We start from the raw sequence: 18,074 nt of genomic DNA, 5'->3' as shown, positions 1-18,074 counted from the left end.
ATTGTGAAATTATCTCAGTTTTGTTAATCAGCTTATATTTGTTGCGTATAATCGACATTGTGTTGTTTTTGGATTGTAGTAAGCAACAAGGATGGAAGGTTTTGAAATCATTTCACCATGTTTCATGTAATGGTGGTAGTCAAATGGTATATGCTCTACAATTGTGTGTTTATACAAATCTTTTTCTGTCAATTGAAGTGCAGCAAATGCGTCTCCTAGTATGTTAGGTCGTTCCATAATCATTTTATAGTAGGAATCTACTTCTCCCTTTTTCCTTTGTTCCGTTATCCATGATTTACGAGGACGATATTTATGATTTTGTAAATAATCAATTGTCAATAAGGCTTTAATCGTATAAAGTTGTGCAGTTTTTCTTGATTGTAAAAATTGATACAGACGTTGGAATAAATCTTCTAGTTGGTGTCCAATTCGGCTCCATCCTTGTGTATCCCAATAAGTTCCAAACTCTTGGAAGAAATCAAAAGGTGTATCAAATGTATGAGATATGACATATGGCACGGTATGATCCATACGATGAGCATTCCAATATTTTTCTAATACATCTTCAACTTGTTTAATTTGAAGAATATCATCAAAGGATAGTACATTATTTCCGAGCATTTCATATGGTGCATGATCCATGTATATATATTGATGATCATTTGCCCGAATTCGAAGGCCCGTACCACGCAGCAGTTTTAAAAAGCCAAGTTGTAATTCTTCTGGTCTTAAAGCAAAGACATCATTAAATGTTTTTCTGAAGGATTGATAGTCTTCTTCAGGCAATCCGGCAATCAAGTCTAAATGTTGTGCGATTTTTTGTCCATCACGAACCATTGTAACTGTTCTCGTCAATTTTTCGAAGTTTTGACGTCTTTTTACGAGGTCGTTTGTTTGGTCGTTTGTAGATTGTACACCAATTTCAAACCGGAACAAACCAGCAGGGGCATGTGTATTTAAAAATTCAATGACCTCAGGCCTCATAATATCGGCTGTAATTTCAAATTGAAATACGGTTCCAGGTACATGTTCATCAATTAAAAATTGAAACATCTCCATAGCATAGCTACGGCTAATGTTAAAAGTACGATCGACGAATTTAATAATACGTGCACCATTCTTCATTAAGTAGCGAATATCCTCTTTAATACGTTCGCGATCAAAGTAACGAACGCCAACTTCAATAGAAGATAAACAAAATTGACAACTAAACGGACAACCGCGACTTGTCTCAATATAGGTAATACGTTTACTTAAATGTGGAATATCTTCCGGAAAACGATATGGGGATGGTAATTCTTTTAAGTTTAGTTTCTCACGTTGCGGTTTTATTACATGGGTACCATCAGCTTTTATAAATCCGATACCGTCAAGATTTTCAAATTGCTGTGCACCTTGTATTTCAAATAGAAGATTTTTTACAGCAATTTCTCCTTCACCAATAATAATAAAATCGATTTCAGGAACACGTTTTAGCCAATATTTCACATCATATGTAACTTCTGGACCACCGACAAAAATGATAAGGTTTGGATTAATCTTCTTGAGCATTTGAATGACTTCAATTGTTTCTTCGATGTTCCAAATATAACAGCTAAATCCTATTACATCAGGTTTGCGCCTATGCAAATCAGTAACAATATTCATGACAGGATCGTTAATCGTATATTCAGCCATTTCTAAATCAAATTCAGGCTGGGCATATGCTTTAATATAACGAATTGCTAGATTTGTATGAATGTACTTTGCGTTTAACGTACTAATAACAACGTTCATATTTTTTCCCTCAACTTTAACGTATTTCCGAAATTCATCCCCATCTTCGTACGCGTGACGGACAATAGCCTAGCGATAAGATGGGGATGAATTTTGGTTAGGCACAGCCTAAAGCAAGTCATGGCAAATACACGCGTGTTTTGCCCATCCTAATAAGGATGTAGTTTCCCTTCGCCAATGTTTGTAGGTGTTGGCAACTTCTTATACAAGAAGGCTTGTGGTTGACCGTTCCTTCCCAATCAGAATTGTTACAGAGCCACCATAGAGCCAAGAACTAGGGAATCATTCTTGGGTATGCAACCTACAAACGGAGTCTATAAAAGACTGAGGCTAGACAACCAGAGCTTTTTGCAAGCCCCCACATCAAAACACGTTAGCGTTTCAGTGGTGGGTAGTTGACTTTAGAATTACATTGTTGAGTTTAGTATAGGCATATATATGGAAAAAAACAACATTCGCAAGATGTTGAATTTGCATAAAGTGAAACTTCCATCAGTGAGGGTTTTCTTCATCCCCCACTGATGGTTAGTTGAACCAATCGGACTTTTACGGGCAGTTATCCCCCGTCTATCTTCTTCGCTACTCTCTCAACCTTGAGGTGGGGATCTTACTGCCCGTTAATGCGGGATAAAAAAAGGACACATTTTCCCTAGATTGTCATATAATTTACCAACAGAAAAAAAGTTGGTTAGAGGAAAGAAGGGGAAGAGGTGAGTAAAAGAATGCGTGAGAAGGTAATTATATATGCACATATACTACAAAAACTACGCATTATTAATGAACAAGAGAAGAATGCAATGTTGCAAATTATGATGAACAAAAGAGCCTTATAAAGGGCTCTTTTCATTTGGATAAAGTTTATGGAACATGGCAAAAGCGTATTGACAAAAAGGAGTTCTCGTGTGATAATTCAATTAAATTTTGTGAATTATCAAAAAATATTTCCTTTTACATAGAAACAGAAGATAACAATACGGGGGTGACAATATGTTATTATTTTTAAAGAAATGGAAAGAATTACGGGATATTAAGATGGAATTAGCTCTTCGTGATTGGTTTTATGGGACAAAAATTAGCTTATCAATGCGTACGTCTAAAGATCCGCTTACGTTTTTAGTTAATATAGAAGGAAAAGATAAAGGACTATTTGTGGAGGATGATTTTATTGTAGTCAATAGTACGTGTGAACCAGTATTTGCGATCGATGAGAAACCAGCTTCTGAATCATTTATGCACGCAGATATTTATAAGAAAAGTCAGGCAGAATGCATTTTACAAGTACAAACAGTTGATAGTCATTTAATGTCTGAGTTATATGGAAAAGAAGGAGAAGTAACATTTGAACAAAGAAATGTAGAACGTGTTTTTGGTAAGGAAGGTATTACAGGTATTACAATTCCAATTGTAGAAAATGAAAGTAAATTTGCGAATTTGCTAGAAGAGAGTGTGCCTTGCTTTACCGAGGGTGGCGGAGCTGTGCTTGTTCATAATTACGGATTAATTGTATGGGGAACAACGCCAGAAGAAACGAAAAAATGGTTAGAAGGATTAGAGTATTTAATGAATTATCATGTGAAACTGTTAATGATTAAAGGAACAAAAAGCTCAGTTATTTAATTGAAAGTCCTCTTTAGGTAGAAATGCCTAAAGAGCAGTAGGATAAGGTACAAAGTAACTTTAAAAATGAAAGCGTTTTTATAAATGAAGTTTTACTCATAAAATACGGCTCTCCTTATTATATATAGATTACATGTCGTCATGTGGGGAGGAACGTATTTTGCGAGTTAAATATCATTTTCTTCCGAAGCAACAAGTTGTGACTTGCTTTGAGAGTGAAGATGCGGAGCGAGCGCTAGAGATAATGGATTGTAGCGGATATAGAGCGATTCCTGTTTTAACAGAAGATAGTAAGACTTTCAAGGGTATTGTTTATAAAGTAGGTATGTTAGAGAATAAATGTAGGGAGAAAGAAGGAAGAAAAGAAAGTGTTTCTGAGCTAATGGAAAATGAGCAAGCATTTATTTTTGAACGTGATTCTTTCTTTCGGGCTTTTTATACAATTCGTAGACTGCCATTTCTAGCTGTACTAAATGATTACCATGAGTTTGTTGGTATTTTAACACATTCTAATATTTTTGATGTGATTGAAGACTCATTTGGAATGAATACAGGTGGGTATATATTAACGTTAGCGACGCATGAATCTAAAGGAATCATTAAAGAGCTTGGCACATTATTAAAGTCTTATAATATCGGTGGTTTATTTACGCTAGATAATGGTGATCAATATATAAGGCGTGTTATTGTTAATCTTACAGAGGATTTGAATCAAAAAGAGCTAGAAACATTAGTGGCGAGATTAGAGAAAAAGGGTTTTCGAGTTAGTCATGTAGACCTTATTTAGAAATAGAGAGAGGCAGAAGCCTCTCTCTATTTTTGTGAAGAAACAGGTGGTGCTGGTGATACAAGATCAGATAAGAAGATGAAATCAGCCTTTTCTTGAATTTTCGGAATATAAGACCGGATGACGGAAGAGGTAATTTCACCTGGTGGTCCAACATGACCAATAGCTATCATAACAGATTCTTTTTCCACTTTTTTCAATAGAGAATTTGCTTGTTTTGTTACGTGAGCAGAAGTATATACATCATCAAAAAATAGTTTGTTTTCTACAGTAGGTACACCAATTTCTTCAGCAATTTTTTTTACAACGCTGTTCGGACTTGTCTTACTATCTAAATAAAAGAGACCATGTTCTTTACAAACTGATAGTATAATACGCATGACCCTTTCATCAGCAGTTGCTTTTGAACCCATATGATTATTCATTCCAATTGCAAATGGAACTTCTTCAATTGCTTGTTTGACACGACTTCTAATTTCATCATCACTTAAGTCTGTTGTAATAGCTTTTGGACCAAGCCACTCTTTTTTTCCTTTTACAGGCTCCATTGGCATATGGATAATAATTTCGTGTCCTTTTTGATGAGCTGATGTTGCATCTTGTTTTGTAGATGGAAGAAATGGCATAACTGCAACAGTTAACGGGATAGGAAGAGATAACATTTTTTCTGTTCCCTTCATATTATTTCCAAAGTCATCAATGACAATCGCTACTTTATTTGTATGAGCGTAGGTCGGTACAGAAAAAGTTATGATTGGCAGTAGTGCCGTAAGTAAAAAGATAACAATATATTTTCGCATGTAAGATTCTCCCTTCTTAATAATACAAAACACCCATCAATAGACGAGAGATTGTCCATTTTCGGTTTAAATGAATAGAATGAAACTACCATTAGTAGATGGTAGACCCATCTACATTCTTTAATTCCTCATAATCTTGAGATGGGGTGATTGTTTGTTAATGCGAGATAAAATGATAATCTACTGTTATCGTTTGCGTTTTGAAGGAATTTAATCGCACAAAATGTCGAAAATATAATTGTAAAAAAGAGGGAAAATCATAATTGAGAGAGGTTTTAGCTAAAATAAAACAAAAAAAATGTCTATTATTGCGAATGTATTTACAAAGATAGAATAATTTGTAATAATTCTCAAGGTGAGGATAAAGATTTGTAAATTACAGGGATAAAATGTTTAATTTTCTGAATGTTCGTATTTGATGGGCAAAGAAACAGAAAATTCCATTTTTAATAAGAAAGGAATACAGATTACGGAAGAATATCGAGGGGGATACGTATGTTTGTAGCAAAACGGAAATCTACAATGGACAAGCTTTTGTGCGATATTAATGTGAAGCGAGAAGAAATGATTCATTTAGGGCTTACAAATGGACTTAATAGCATAGAGACAATTCAAGTAAGTCAGGAATTGGACATGCTTATTATGAAATATCAACGTTACAAAGAGAGTAATGTATCGAAATGGCTTTTAATGCTAAAAACGCCATTTTTAAAAATGTCATATAATGTGAAATCGAATATGTTTTGGAGAATGTTTATTACATCATTTATGAAATAATCATCCCCGTATAAAAAAAGGGATGATTACGGTGAATGGAGCGGGAGTATAATGCAGACAGTTGTTCCTATATGTTCTTTACTTTTAATCGTAATTTGACCATTATACATTTCAACGATTCTTTTACATACGACAAGGCCTAGTCCTGTTCCTGTATCTTTGTTTGTAAAAAATGGATGAAAAATATGTTTTTGGATGTGTTCTGGAATTCCTTTCCCTGTGTCTATAATACGTAATTGAGCTATATTTCCATTTGATTCGGCTGTAATTGTCAATGTATCACCTAATGACATTGCCTCAAAAGCATTTTTTGTAATATTTAAAATAACTTGTTTAATATGATCATTTGAGCAACGAATAAGAATTGGATGTTCTTGCATATGTATGGAAATTTGAACATTATGTAAATTTGCCTCAGATTGAATAATTAACGAAACTTCTTTTACAATGTCTCTTAAATCGTATGTTTTTTCAATAATAGCAGTTGGTTTGCCAAGGAAAAGGAATTCACTGGCAATTTCATTAATCCTCTCAATTTCTTGTTCAATAACCGAGAAATAAAATTGGTCTTGTTCATTTGTATGTTTTTCTTTTAAAAGAGTAACAAGTCCTTTAATGCCTGTAAGAGGATTGCGGATTTCGTGAGCTGTACTTGCAGCAAAAGAGCCAACTAATTCCATTTTCTGTACTTCATTTTGTTTTCTTTCCAATTTTGTTTGTCTTTTCAGAAGCATATACTTTATAACTAAAAATAAAATATTCATAAGAAATAATGTTATTAAAATTTCCGTAAAGACGTTCCGATATAGAACGGTTTGTTGAATAGGTAACGGATAAATAGTAACGCTCCACGGTAATCTTGTTAATGGAACAGTAATTTGTTGTGTGTTTTTTTGAGCAAATTTGTGATCATCATCTTGTAAAAATGAAATTCCCTGCTTATCAAGCACTTCAAAATGGTATTCTGGTTTGATTGCATTTAAAGATGCTGCAATATAGTCAAAACGCAAACTTGCTACGAGGAGTCCAGAAACATCTTTGTTCTTATCGAGAACAGGAGTAGCAATCACAATGACTTGATGTCCAGAAACACGATCAGTAAGTGCAGATGAAACCGTTGTCTCTTTATTTTTCAAAGCTTCTTGTGCATAAGAACGATCGGCGATATCAAAGTTTCTTTTTAAACTGGATGATGCTACTGTAATTTTAAAATCTGTATTTGCATAATACAGACCAGAAAAGCGAGGGTCTCTTTCATCTGCATTCTGTAGGACTTGTTGTATTTGAATATTATCGTTCGCTGTTGCGCTAATTACCATGGCAAGCATTTCTAATGCGGATGTTGCTTCCCCTAGGTAACGATCTAAATAGTCTCTATATAAAAATACGACTGTATGAGCTGCCTGTTCATTTTCACGCTGCATTGTATATTTGTGGTATGAAAAAAAGAGAGTGCTAATACAAAGAGTTGGCAATATAACAAGCAAAATATATAAAAATGTGTTGCGTAAATTTACGTTCAAAATTGCTACCCCTTCTGTTTTTATCTTCATTATATATAAACACTCTTAAATATGCAGTGCTTTTATATTTTTTTATTATTTTTTATTGTAATATATTGAAACAAGACAGTGTTTTTGAAATTAGATATAATATCGCTATTTGAAAAGAAATTTAGTAAAGGATTGAAGAGTTATGACGTCTCAGTATGAGAGAGAAAATGTTTCCAAATCATTAAAACTATTTATCGCTTTATCACGCGTACACCGTTCGGTTATGGATACCGCCAATAAATCTATTCAAAGTAACGGGTTAAACCCAACAGAGTTTGCTGTGCTAGAACTGTTATATCATAAGGGAGATCAACCATTGCAACAAATTGGAGAAAGAATTTTAATTGCAAGCGGTAGTATTACATATGTTGTTGATAAATTAGAGAAAAAAGGACTTGTAGAGCGAAAGCCTTGTCCAAATGATCGGCGTGTCATTTATGCTCATTTAACAGAATCAGGGATACAATTGATTTCCAATATTTTTCCGAATCATGAAAAAGTCATACATGAATCATTTCATATGTTAAAAAAGGATGAGAAAGATCAACTATTAACGTTGTTAAAGAAGATAGGGAAATATGAGAAATAATAAAAGTTTTTGTAAGCTTTGAATGCACAGTTCAAAGTTTTTTTATTTCGTGGATAGTAAGCCCTCCGCTGATGGTTAGTTGAACATTATTTCTTACTTAATGGACAGTATGATGGAATTTTCAATGTATCTCAAGTTTGAAATTAAAATGTATGAATTTTAAAATGCGTGTAGGATGAATTTTGCTGATGAATAAAGGGGATTTGCAAAATATATGGAATAATAGTACGAGAATGCTTTTAAGAAGAGAAAGGAGCTATTTGCATGTCATTTGAGAGTTATGAATACAAACGTCCAAATATGGACGAAGTGAAAGAAAGGTTTACTGAAACTTTGCAGCAATTCAAGAATGCAAAAACAGTGGCAGAACAAAAGGAAGTGATTGCACATATTAATGCAATTCGCAATGATTTCAGCACTATGTATAACGTATGTTATATTCGTCACAGTATAGATACGACAGATGTATTCTATAAAGAAGAACAAGATTTCTTTGATGAGTATTCTCCAATTGTGAAAGGGTATGTGACAAAATACTATGAGGTATTAACACAATCCCCATTTCGAAAACAATTAGAAGAATATTATGGTACGCAGCTATTTGCACTTGCAGAGGCTGAAATGAAGACATATTCTGATGACGTGGTAGCAGATCTACAGTTAGAAAATAAATTATCTTCTCAATATACACAGTTATTAGCGGCAGCTAAAATTTTGTTTGAAGGAGAAGAGCGAACATTATCACAACTTGTTCCGTTTATGCAGCATACAGATCGTAATATGCGTAAACAAGCAAGTGAGGCATATTATGGTTTTTTAGCAGAGCATGAGGAAGAGTTAGACCGTATTTATGATGAACTTGTAAAAGTAAGAACGGCAATTGCGAAAAAACTGGGCTTTAACAATTTTGTAGAACTTGGATATGCAAGAATGTATCGTACTGACTATAATGCAGAGATGGTTGCAAATTTCCGTAAGCAAGTGCTTGATTATATTGTTCCTGTTGCAACAGAACTTAGACAAAGGCAACAGGCGCGCATTGGGGTAGAGAAACTTGCGTATTATGATGAGAATTTTGAATACGCATCCGGTAATGCCGTACCGAAAGGTGATGCGGATTGGATTGTGAACCACGGCAAAACAATGTATAGAGAACTATCAGAAGAAACAAATGAATTTTTTAACTTTATGTTAGAAAATAATTTACTTGATCTTGTTGCCAAAAAAGGAAAAGCTGGCGGAGGCTATTGTACATATATTGAAAACTATAAAGCACCTTTTATTTTCTCGAATTTTAACGGAACGTCTGGTGACATTGATGTGTTAACGCACGAAGCAGGACATGCTTTCCAAGTATATGAAAGCCGCCATTATGAAATTCCAGAGTATAATTGGCCGACATATGAGGCATGTGAAATTCATTCTATGAGCATGGAGTTTTTCACATGGCCGTGGATGAAATTATTCTTTGAAGAAGATACGGAAAAGTATTACTTCTCACACTTAAGTTCAGCTTTACTGTTTTTACCATATGGTGTATCTGTTGATGAATTCCAGCATTTTGTATATGAACATCCAGAAGCATCACCAGCTGAGCGTAAAGCAGCTTGGCGTGAGATTGAAAGAAAGTACTTACCGCACCGTGATTATGAAGAAAATGATTATTTAGAGCGCGGAGGTTTTTGGCAACGTCAAGCGCATATTTATAATTCGCCATTTTATTATATTGATTATACGTTAGCACAAATTTGTGCACTTCAATTTTGGAAACGCTCTAGAGAGAATCGTCCAGAAGCATGGGAAGATTATGTTCATCTTTGCCGCCAAGGCGGAAGTAAATCATTCTTACAATTAGTTGAAACGGCAAATTTAACCTCTCCGTTTGCTGATGGATGTGTGAAGGGTGTTATTGATGAAATTCATGCGTGGTTAGATGAAGTAGATGACACAAAATTGTAAAAAATATACACTGTTTTTTATGGAATTGCAATCGACACGTGTTTTGAAAAATGAGATAATAAAAGAAAATTAAGAATAATTTAAAAAGAGGTGTTTCTTTAGAAGAAGCGCCTTTTTTTAACCAAATAGGGGGGAGAAATATGATGCAATCTTATGCGAATATGAATATGGAGACGTTGTTACGAGGAATGTCATCTACAAGAAAGATGCTTTTATCGGAAATTGAAATGTTAACAGATACAGAAGTTAATACGAAACCGCGCCGTGATAAATGGAGCATTATGCAAGTTTTACATCATCTTCATCTTGTTGAACAATCTGTAACATCCGCCATTGTATATTCACTTCATAAAAACGAAAGAAAAGTTGTTCCACTCCAAGACCTTCAAGTTACACTCGATCGAACAAGAAAGAGAGAAGCCCCTCAGCAAATGCAACCAACAGAAACGCTAATGAAAAAAACACAAATGATTCAATTGCTGCAAAGTTCAAGAGAAAAGCTTTTGCATGTTCTTCATAGCATTGTTAATGAAAAAGAGCTACTTGAAAAATCGCTCAAACACCCTATATTTAATGAGCTTAATTTATATCAATGGGTACAATTTTTAGATTTACATGAACAACGTCATCTTACACAGTTAAAAGAAGCGAAACATTCAATTTTGCAAAGATAAAGTGAAACTTCCATCAGTGGATTCAATAGCTGATGGAAGTTTTTTTATGAATTGTTCAGAGTGCTGCAAGCGACATGCACCACTTTTGTTTCAATTTTCATGAATTTTCTATCACTTCACGTATGTATATTCCTACTTTATATGTTGGAACATATATAAGGACATCTTAAAAGGAGTTGAGATAATGGGAAATAAAAAGAAGGAGCAAGAACGACAATGGAAAGCGCGAAAAGAACATCAGCAGCCACATGGGAAAGTGAAGACTTTTGCAGAGCTTGTGGATGAAACGAAAAAACCGTGATGCAGTTGCATCACGGTTTTTTTGTTAAAGGAAATGTAAGAAGGAAAGATGTTCCAACATTTTTCTTGCTAGAGATATCAATTTTTCCGTTCATTGCTTTTATAACGCTAAACACAACCATCATTCCAAGACCTGTACCCTTTTCTTTTGTAGAGTAAAAAGGAGAACCGAGGCGTTTTACTTGTTCGTTGTTCATACCAATTCCGGTATCTTGAATATGTAATTGGATGTGTTTATGAGCGGGTGTTAAGGTAAATGTAAGGTCTCCGCCGTTTGGCATCGCTTCAATGCAATTTTTTACAATGTTTAAAAGACATTGATTAAGCTTTTGTTTTTCTCCCGTTATGTAAAATATTTTACTTTGTTTCGTATAATGAAACCGAACATTAGAAAGGTTCGCTAATGGTGTCATGAACGTAAGAACATGAAGTAATTCTTCTTCTAACTGTAACGTTTGTATTTTTTCAATACTTGGTTTTGCGAATGTTAAATAGTCTGTTAATACATGGTTGGCTTGATCAATACCGTGTATAGCGATGTCTAAGTATAACAGTTTGTCTTGTTCTGAATAGTTTTTCGACTGTAGCAATTGAAGAAATCCTCTCGTTGATGTAAGAGGGTTTCGGATTTCATGCGAGATTGAAGCAGCCATCTCACCAATCAATTGAAATTTCTCAGCATTTACAAGTTCTTTTGCAAGACGAACTTGCGATTGTAATACGTCCATTAAGTATAAAATTAAAATAGTTCCTATGATTGCGCATAATTCGTATGTAATGATATAAAGTATATAGTTCTTTGGATTTGGAGCCATAGATAGAAAATAAGGAATCCAAACTATGCCAAAAATCAGGCAGTAAAAAAAAGCTAAATACATTTTTGATTTTATTTTCCCTTTTATATATGTTTTGTATGTTGCAATAAGGGAAATGTACAAAGCGATAGATGCTATAAAAGAAGGCATGGCACCGCTCCCGCCAATAAAAAAACGATAAAGATTCATAACACCAAAAATTGTAGCACCTGCTACTGGGCCACCGGATAATGTTCCGACAATTAGCACGATATGTCGGAAGTCGAATTGAAATCCAAAATCAACTTTTGCAGCAAATGACATACAGAGAATAGTGGTAATGCTGCAAGAGAGGATAAATACAAACGAATTGAGCTTCGGAGAGTGATTTCCTTTTTCGCTCCAAAATAAATGATAAATTAACATTGTAACCAGAATAAACAATATATTTAAGAAGAGGTACATAATAAAAACCTTCAGCTATAAAACCTCCTTGTTGTGAGAAGTGAAAGATGCGACATATAAAATTATCATACTATTAATATGAAAGAAAATGAAATGTTATTTTTAGAAAAAAAAGAAAAAACAGACGTTTTTCACTCATACACCCGCTATGTTACAATAAAAGATGCAAATTGAAGAAGACAGTCCATGTATAGCATGGGAGAGGTTCGCGAACTCCCTCTATAAAAAACTAAGGAGAGAACAATATTCTTTATATATTGTTTTGTTTTTTTAGTATGACAGTTCAAGAACGCTCTTTCTTCTTGTAATCGAAAAAAGAGGAGAATGAGTGAAATGAAAAAGGAAAAAGCAGTTGTTGTTTTTAGTGGCGGTCAAGATAGTACAACATGTTTATTTTGGGCGCTTGAACAGTTTGAAGAAGTAGAAACAGTGACGTTTAATTATAATCAGCGCCATAAACTTGAAATTGACTGTGCGGCTGAAATTGCAAAGGAATTAGGTGTGAAGCATACCGTACTTGATATGAGCTTGTTAAATCAGCTTGCGCCTAATGCGTTAACACGTACAGATATGGAAATTACACATGAAGATGGTGAGTTGCCATCGACATTTGTGGATGGACGTAACTTATTGTTCTTATCATTTGCAGCTGTGTTAGCTAAACAAGTAGGGGCGCGTCATATTGTAACAGGCGTGTGTGAAACAGATTTTAGCGGGTATCCAGATTGCCGTGATGTGTTTGTGAAATCGTTAAATGTTACATTAAATTTATCAATGGATTATCCATTCGTTATTCATACACCGCTTATGTGGATTGATAAAGCAGAAACGTGGGAATTGGCAGATGAACTTGGGGCATTTGAGTTTGTCCGTGAAAAAACGTTAACTTGTTATAACGGGATTATTGGTGATGGTTGCGGTGAATGTCCAGCGTGTCAGCTTCGTAAAGCAGGACTTGATAAATATGTACAAGAGCGTAAAGGAGCGAAAGCATAATGACACAAAACTTCTTTGGATTTCGCATTGTTGAAAATTTACAAAAAATTGATCAAGACATTGGGCGTGAGCAACTAAAGTATCATAATAAGCGTGTTATGGTTAGTAAAGAATTTACGTTTGATGCTGCACATCATCTACACTGTTATGAAGGGAAATGTAAAAACCTTCATGGACATACGTATAAAGTAATTTTCGGAATTAGTGGTTATGTCAATGAAATTGGCCTAGCGATTGATTTTGGTGATATAAAGGAAATTTGGAAAAATGAAATTGAAATATATTTAGATCATCGTTACTTAAATGAAACACTTCCAGCAATGAATACAACTGCTGAAAATATGGTTGTATGGATTTTTGAGAAGATGGAAGAGGCGCTAACAAAAGGTGATCGACAAAATGAATATAAAGGAGCGCGTGTTGAGTTTGTGCGCTTATTTGAAACACCAACAAGTTATGCAGAAGTAAGACGGGAGTGGATGATGGGTGAGTAACATTCCTGTGTTAGAGATTTTTGGACCGACAATTCAAGGAGAAGGAATGGTTGTTGGACAAAAAACAATGTTTGTTCGCACAGCAGGTTGTGATTATAGCTGTGCATGGTGTGATTCTGCATTTACATGGGACGGTTCTGCGAAAGAGCAAATTCGTCAAATGCCGCCAGAAGAAATTTTTTCTGAACTGGTGCAAATTGGTGGTGAAAATTTCTCACATGTAACGATTTCAGGTGGGAATCCAGCGTTGTTGAAACATTTAGGAGAATTGATTTCTTTACTAAAAAAGAATGGAATTCGTACAGCAATTGAAACGCAAGGAAGTAAATGGCAAGATTGGCTACTTCATATAGATGAGGTGACAATTTCACCAAAGCCACCGAGTTCAAAGATGACAACGGATTTTGTTATGTTAGATTCAATCATTGATAAGCTAGAAGGAAAGGAATTTAGTTTAAAAGTGGTTGTATTTGATGATCGCGATTTTGGATACGCAAAAGAGGTGCATGAACGTTATCCGCACATTCCGTTTTTCTTACAAGTTGGAAATGATGATACGAAGACGACGGACGATGCATCGTTAATTCAACGTCTGCTCACAAAATATGAATGGCTCATTGACAAAGCAGTACAATGTAAGGAAATGAATGACGCGAAAGTATTGCCGCAACTTCACGCTTTAGTGTGGGGCAATAAACGCGGTGTATAATTACTGTATGAATGAAGGGAGATTTTTAAGATGACTGGAAGAAAAGATGAAGATTTGAAAGATGTTACATTACTGGGAAATCAAAATACAAAATATTTATTTGAATATAGCCCGGAAATTTTAGAGACGTTTGATAATAATCACCCGAACCGTGATTATTTTGTAAAATTTAATTGTCCGGAGTTTACAAGCTTATGCCCGAAAACGGGACAACCCGATTTTGCGACAATTTACATTAGCTACATTCCAGAGCAAAAAATGGTGGAGAGTAAGTCGTTAAAGTTATATTTATTTAGTTTCCGTAATCATGGAGACTTTCATGAAGATTGTATGAATGTAATTATGAATGACTTAATTAAACTAATGGACCCTCGCTACATTGAAGTATGGGGTAAATTTACACCACGTGGTGGTATTTCTATTGATCCATATTGTAACTATGGACGTCCTGGTACAAAATATGAAAAAATGGCTGAATATCGTTTAATGAATCATGATTTATATCCAGAAACAGTAGATAATCGCTAAGGAAAGAAGAGGCAACTTTGTAGGCTGCCTCTTTTTTCTAGTATTCTATGCATGTTGCGTAATAATTATATAGTTTTTATGATTGACAACAGTAAGCGGTTCCATATCTAAATCTTTAAAATTATCCGTAATTGTTATATCTACAATAACAGAGTTTTTATTTACTTTTTGAACGCGCCCTTGTATACCGTCTTTGAATTCAATGATATCTCCAGCTTCTGCGATTTTCATAAGCAACTCTCCTTGTTACATTTTTACGAAAAAGAGAACAAGATTCGTTCTTTTTGTATTTTTCTTTATTTTGAACGATATTTCATCTTTTGTAAATGTTTCCATGATAATTTTTTGAAAAAAATACTAATTTTTCACAAGAAATTCATAGTAGGAAACTCATATTCACAATTGTAACATGAATGTAAGAAACTCATTTTCATAATTGTAACATGAAAATATGGGAGTATAATGAAACGGGGGGCGATAAAATGGAACTTGAGATTGCGGGGAGCTTGATAGCTATTGTTTTATTTCTGTTTGCATATACGAAATTAAAAATGATTCGAGAACATGAAACATACATATACTATGAGGGAATTGATAGTGGATCTTCTTTTTCTAGTCATGAAGATGGGAGCACTGAATGAGACCTATATGGAGTTGTAGTAATATAATGTGAAACATGCTGAACGGAGAGTGAGAAAGATGCAAATTTCTTTCATAAGTCATGGACGCTCTAGTGTTCACAAAAAAGCGATTACAGTACGAGAATTTCAAGAATGGCTGCAAAGATATGAGGATGAAGATATTGTGAGAGACACAGACATTCCAAGTAAAACGCTTGAAGTGATTGAAGCCTCGAAGTTTATAGCGGCAAGTGATCAAAAAAGAGCTGTTCAATCAGCAACAATGTTGACTAACAATATTACTTTTATTCAGAATCCACTTTTTCGCGAAGCTGCTATTCCTTCTATTTTACCTGTACCAAGATGGATGAAATGTAAACCGAAAGTATGGATGTTTTTAGGTCGCGCATTTTGGATGGTCGGTTATTCGAAGAATGTTGAATCATACTTAGAAGTACAAAAAAGAGCGAAGCAAGCAGCGGATGTATTGATTGGATATGCAAATGTATATCAGCGAGTTGCCCTTATTGGACATAGTTATTTTAATGCGATGATTGGTAAAGAGCTGCGTACTCGAGGATGGCATGGACCGCTGCTGTTTCAGACGAAACCGTGGGGATGTACAATTTATACTTTTCACGAAGTAATAGAAGGAAATGTATTTGTAACGTATACATGAAGCAAAATAGGCGTAATGCAGCGTGTATAATACAAAGGCACAATCATTATTTTATGATTGTGCCTTTGTATTATACACGCTTAATTAAATGAGCATATGGTTCGCCTACGAGCATAATTGTGTTATCTTGTTTATAACCAAGCTTGTTATAGAGAGAAAATGCAGGCTTATTTTCTAAGTTTACTAACAATGAAATTTTTTTATGTCCTTTTTCTCGAGCGTGTGTTTCAGCTGCAAGGATTAAATTTGAACCGATACCTTGTCCGCCATGGGTAGATGAAACAGACAAGGTATCAATATAATATTCATCTTCTTCGGCTTCTTTTTCTAATATAATAGAAGAATCTTGTTTCACTTTTCGTAATCGTTTTACAATTGGGGCATCTAGCTTTGTTGCTTCACTTCCGTGGTAGGTTACAATAACACCAACTGCATTTCCATTACGGTCTTCAACGAAACAATTTTCATAACTGAGTCGATTTTGTTTTTTTGTAAACCAATACTCTAAACCTTCTAGAACTTCGGTTTCAGTTGTACCACCTGTTAATTTTTCAGCAACTTCATGCAGTGCGTTGTACAATAAAGGAGATATTGCTTTAGTATCTGTTTGTTTTGCTTTCCGAATCATGTTATCCCTCCTGGTTGTCCGTTTTATTGTATCATAAGAGTTAGCATGATAAGAAATGATTTGCTATATTAGAAGGATATATTCAGAAGTAGTCGTGAAATAAAATGAAACTTCCATCAGTGGGGGTCTTACTGCCCGTTAATGCGGGATAAAAATACTACAGAGAGGTGATTAGCATGGATAAACAACAAGTAAATATGATCTTAGATCAACTTAAAAATAAAGAAATAGAAGAATATGTTGTAACAAAAGAAATCTTCTATACGTTTCGTGAAGTTTTAGTAGAGCGCCAAGATTTTAAACATTTTCGCGGTAACGCACAGGGCGGGGGAGAAATTATCTATACATATATGGAAATGCCTCGTTCATAAGTCAATTACCTGCTACTTAAACGCTAATGTATTTGTTTGCTAATTAAAACAAGTAAATTCTTTTTTTGAAAGTTATTGTCTACCTAAAGAAGATAGGTATGCGATAACTGCCAAAAAGGGTGAGATAAAGATAAGGAGGGGAGCTTATATGGGAGAGTTTAAGCAAGGAATACTTCCGCATTGGGATTATTTTTGGAAAGATGAGAAAGGAAGGAAATTTGTTGGGATGATTATGTTTCCTGAAAAGCGAAAGCGAATGAAGGAGATCATTCAACAACTAAGAACAGCATATGAACAAGAACAAACAGTACTTGTAGCAGCTAAACTTCAAAATTCTATTCAAAAAGTTAAAGGTACGATTGCGTATTTCGATGAAGAATCACCTATTTTTACGATGCAATGTAAAGATGAAAATTTCTATCATATATTTGTGAAGGACATCGTGTACGTAAAAAATAATGAATAGGAGTCGTTTTTTTTGTTTTTTTTTTGCGTGTACATATGTTTACGATATGTTGCGCATTTTTCTTTTTCATAGCATCAGTAAATAGAATGTCATTTCATTATTTTTCTCCTTTTTGTCGTAAATGAACCAGAAATATACAAAAAAGGGATAGATTGTGAGTTTTTTAGTGATGAATATTCAAAAGAAAATCTCTTATTTGAATGTAACTGCCTCTTTTTAAAAAAGTAAGAGGTGCATCATATAGAAAATGTGTAACCGGTTTCGAACAGTTTCTAATAAGGAAACTGTTCGTTTTTTTATGACAAATGATCAATAGATTTCGTAGGTATGTTTCTTTTTTTGACAATTTTATACTGTTAACTTTTTTGGAAATGTGGGTAAATCCGTTGACAACTTTTTTGAAATACACTTTATTGACATGCGTTTTAGAATGTTGTTTCATATTCTTTGTATTGTAAAAAGATCGGCCGTTTCTGTCGAAAAAATAAATTT

At 34.3% G+C, this 18,074-nt stretch carries 22 protein-coding genes and 1 riboswitch; of the genes, 16 read left to right on the top strand and 6 right to left on the bottom strand.

The window, feature by feature from the left end; genetic code table 11:
• Positions 1-27 precede the first annotated feature (27 nt).
• Positions 28-1,776: a B12-binding domain-containing radical SAM protein gene (locus LRP84_RS16115; protein ID WP_230576012.1), complete on the bottom strand. Its 1,749-nt coding sequence runs from the start codon at positions 1,774-1,776 to the stop codon at positions 28-30.
• Between the two features lie 710 nt (positions 1,777-2,486).
• On the opposite strand from LRP84_RS16115, the gene LRP84_RS22500 reads away from it, so the two are divergent.
• From LRP84_RS22500 to cbpA, 3 genes are all read left to right on the top strand, one after another.
• Positions 2,487-2,609, top strand: coding sequence for a hypothetical protein (locus LRP84_RS22500; protein WP_302850612.1), 123 nt, complete (start codon positions 2,487-2,489; stop codon positions 2,607-2,609).
• A 154-nt stretch (positions 2,610-2,763) separates the two neighbouring features.
• Positions 2,764-3,393: a class II aldolase/adducin family protein gene (locus tag LRP84_RS16110; protein WP_098309576.1), complete on the top strand. Its 630-nt coding sequence runs from the start codon at positions 2,764-2,766 to the stop codon at positions 3,391-3,393.
• A gap of 160 nt (positions 3,394-3,553) precedes the next feature.
• The gene (gene cbpA, locus LRP84_RS16105) at positions 3,554-4,180 is read left to right on the top strand and encodes a cyclic di-AMP binding protein CbpA (protein WP_230576011.1); all 627 of its coding nucleotides are present in this window, start codon (positions 3,554-3,556) and stop codon (positions 4,178-4,180) included.
• Between the two features lie 26 nt (positions 4,181-4,206).
• On the opposite strand, the gene LRP84_RS16100 is transcribed toward cbpA, so the two are convergent.
• Entirely contained in the window at positions 4,207-4,980 is a 774-nt protein-coding gene (locus LRP84_RS16100) for a divergent polysaccharide deacetylase family protein (protein ID WP_230576010.1), read from the bottom strand.
• A 495-nt stretch (positions 4,981-5,475) separates the two neighbouring features.
• Here LRP84_RS16100 and LRP84_RS16095 point away from each other — a divergent pair, with 495 nt between their 5' ends.
• Positions 5,476-5,757: an aspartyl-phosphate phosphatase Spo0E family protein gene (locus tag LRP84_RS16095; protein WP_230576009.1), complete on the top strand. Its 282-nt coding sequence runs from the start codon at positions 5,476-5,478 to the stop codon at positions 5,755-5,757.
• 26 nt (positions 5,758-5,783) lie between these two features.
• Here LRP84_RS16095 and LRP84_RS16090 read toward each other — a convergent pair whose 3' ends face one another.
• Positions 5,784-7,280, bottom strand: coding sequence for an ATP-binding protein (locus LRP84_RS16090; protein ID WP_230576008.1), 1,497 nt, complete (start codon positions 7,278-7,280; stop codon positions 5,784-5,786).
• 172 nt (positions 7,281-7,452) lie between these two features.
• Between LRP84_RS16090 and LRP84_RS16085 the strand changes: the two genes are divergently transcribed.
• From LRP84_RS16085 to LRP84_RS16070, 4 genes are all read left to right on the top strand, one after another.
• Complete coding sequence (locus LRP84_RS16085; protein ID WP_230576007.1) at positions 7,453-7,899, top strand: MarR family winged helix-turn-helix transcriptional regulator; 447 nt, start codon at positions 7,453-7,455, stop codon at positions 7,897-7,899.
• Between the two features lie 264 nt (positions 7,900-8,163).
• On the top strand, positions 8,164-9,858 hold the full coding sequence (locus LRP84_RS16080) for a M3 family oligoendopeptidase (protein WP_230576006.1): 1,695 nt from the start codon (positions 8,164-8,166) through the stop codon (positions 9,856-9,858).
• A 140-nt stretch (positions 9,859-9,998) separates the two neighbouring features.
• Entirely contained in the window at positions 9,999-10,532 is a 534-nt protein-coding gene (locus LRP84_RS16075) for a DinB family protein (protein WP_230576005.1), read from the top strand.
• Between the two features lie 184 nt (positions 10,533-10,716).
• The gene (locus tag LRP84_RS16070) at positions 10,717-10,833 is read left to right on the top strand and encodes a DUF6254 family protein (protein ID WP_098309568.1); all 117 of its coding nucleotides are present in this window, start codon (positions 10,717-10,719) and stop codon (positions 10,831-10,833) included.
• Positions 10,834-10,843: 10 nt separating this feature from the next.
• Here the strand turns inward: LRP84_RS16070 and LRP84_RS16065 are convergent, their stop codons facing one another.
• Positions 10,844-12,052, bottom strand: coding sequence for an ATP-binding protein (locus LRP84_RS16065; RefSeq protein WP_230576048.1), 1,209 nt, complete (start codon positions 12,050-12,052; stop codon positions 10,844-10,846).
• A 234-nt stretch (positions 12,053-12,286) separates the two neighbouring features.
• Positions 12,287-12,330: riboswitch (PreQ1 riboswitch) on the top strand.
• A gap of 94 nt (positions 12,331-12,424) precedes the next feature.
• On the opposite strand from LRP84_RS16065, the gene queC reads away from it, so the two are divergent.
• Genes queC through queF form a run of 4 tightly spaced genes read left to right on the top strand, consistent with a single transcriptional unit; the run spans position 12,425 to position 14,818 of the window.
• Positions 12,425-13,087 carry a 7-cyano-7-deazaguanine synthase QueC gene (gene queC / locus LRP84_RS16060; RefSeq protein WP_230576004.1) on the top strand — a complete coding sequence of 221 codons (663 nt, stop codon included), beginning with the start codon at positions 12,425-12,427 and terminating at the stop codon, positions 13,085-13,087.
• Positions 13,087-13,581 carry a 6-carboxytetrahydropterin synthase QueD gene (gene queD, locus LRP84_RS16055; protein WP_230576003.1) on the top strand — a complete coding sequence of 165 codons (495 nt, stop codon included), beginning with the start codon at positions 13,087-13,089 and terminating at the stop codon, positions 13,579-13,581. Before queC ends, queD begins: the two co-directional genes overlap by 1 nt.
• Complete coding sequence (gene queE / locus LRP84_RS16050; protein WP_230576002.1) at positions 13,574-14,290, top strand: 7-carboxy-7-deazaguanine synthase QueE; 717 nt, start codon at positions 13,574-13,576, stop codon at positions 14,288-14,290. Before queD ends, queE begins: the two co-directional genes overlap by 8 nt.
• A gap of 30 nt (positions 14,291-14,320) precedes the next feature.
• The gene (queF, locus tag LRP84_RS16045; protein ID WP_035435424.1) at positions 14,321-14,818 is read left to right on the top strand and encodes a preQ(1) synthase; all 498 of its coding nucleotides are present in this window, start codon (positions 14,321-14,323) and stop codon (positions 14,816-14,818) included.
• A gap of 45 nt (positions 14,819-14,863) precedes the next feature.
• On the opposite strand, the gene LRP84_RS16040 is transcribed toward queF, so the two are convergent.
• Positions 14,864-15,049 (bottom strand): YkvS family protein, encoded by a 186-nt coding sequence (locus LRP84_RS16040; protein WP_230576001.1) that lies wholly within the window; start codon positions 15,047-15,049, stop codon positions 14,864-14,866.
• Positions 15,050-15,300: 251 nt separating this feature from the next.
• On the opposite strand from LRP84_RS16040, the gene LRP84_RS16035 reads away from it, so the two are divergent.
• Both LRP84_RS16035 and LRP84_RS16030 read left to right on the top strand, forming a co-directional pair.
• On the top strand, positions 15,301-15,459 hold the full coding sequence (locus tag LRP84_RS16035; protein ID WP_230576000.1) for a hypothetical protein: 159 nt from the start codon (positions 15,301-15,303) through the stop codon (positions 15,457-15,459).
• Between the two features lie 58 nt (positions 15,460-15,517).
• The gene (locus tag LRP84_RS16030; RefSeq protein WP_230575999.1) at positions 15,518-16,117 is read left to right on the top strand and encodes a histidine phosphatase family protein; all 600 of its coding nucleotides are present in this window, start codon (positions 15,518-15,520) and stop codon (positions 16,115-16,117) included.
• A gap of 70 nt (positions 16,118-16,187) precedes the next feature.
• Here the strand turns inward: LRP84_RS16030 and LRP84_RS16025 are convergent, their stop codons facing one another.
• Positions 16,188-16,745, bottom strand: coding sequence for a GNAT family N-acetyltransferase (locus tag LRP84_RS16025; protein ID WP_230575998.1), 558 nt, complete (start codon positions 16,743-16,745; stop codon positions 16,188-16,190).
• Between the two features lie 176 nt (positions 16,746-16,921).
• Between LRP84_RS16025 and ykzS the strand changes: the two genes are divergently transcribed.
• Entirely contained in the window at positions 16,922-17,116 is a 195-nt protein-coding gene (gene ykzS, locus LRP84_RS16020; protein ID WP_230575997.1) for a protein YkzS, read from the top strand.
• 148 nt (positions 17,117-17,264) lie between these two features.
• Entirely contained in the window at positions 17,265-17,582 is a 318-nt protein-coding gene (locus LRP84_RS16015; protein WP_230575996.1) for a hypothetical protein, read from the top strand.
• The last annotated feature ends 492 nt before the right edge of the window (positions 17,583-18,074 follow it).

Source organism: Bacillus rhizoplanae, assembly GCF_917563915.1.
In the GTDB taxonomy this organism is placed as follows: domain Bacteria; phylum Bacillota; class Bacilli; order Bacillales; family Bacillaceae_G; genus Bacillus_A; species Bacillus_A rhizoplanae.
The sequence above is the reverse complement of the archived record's forward strand: the minus strand, read 5'-3'. Positions and strand labels throughout refer to the sequence as shown.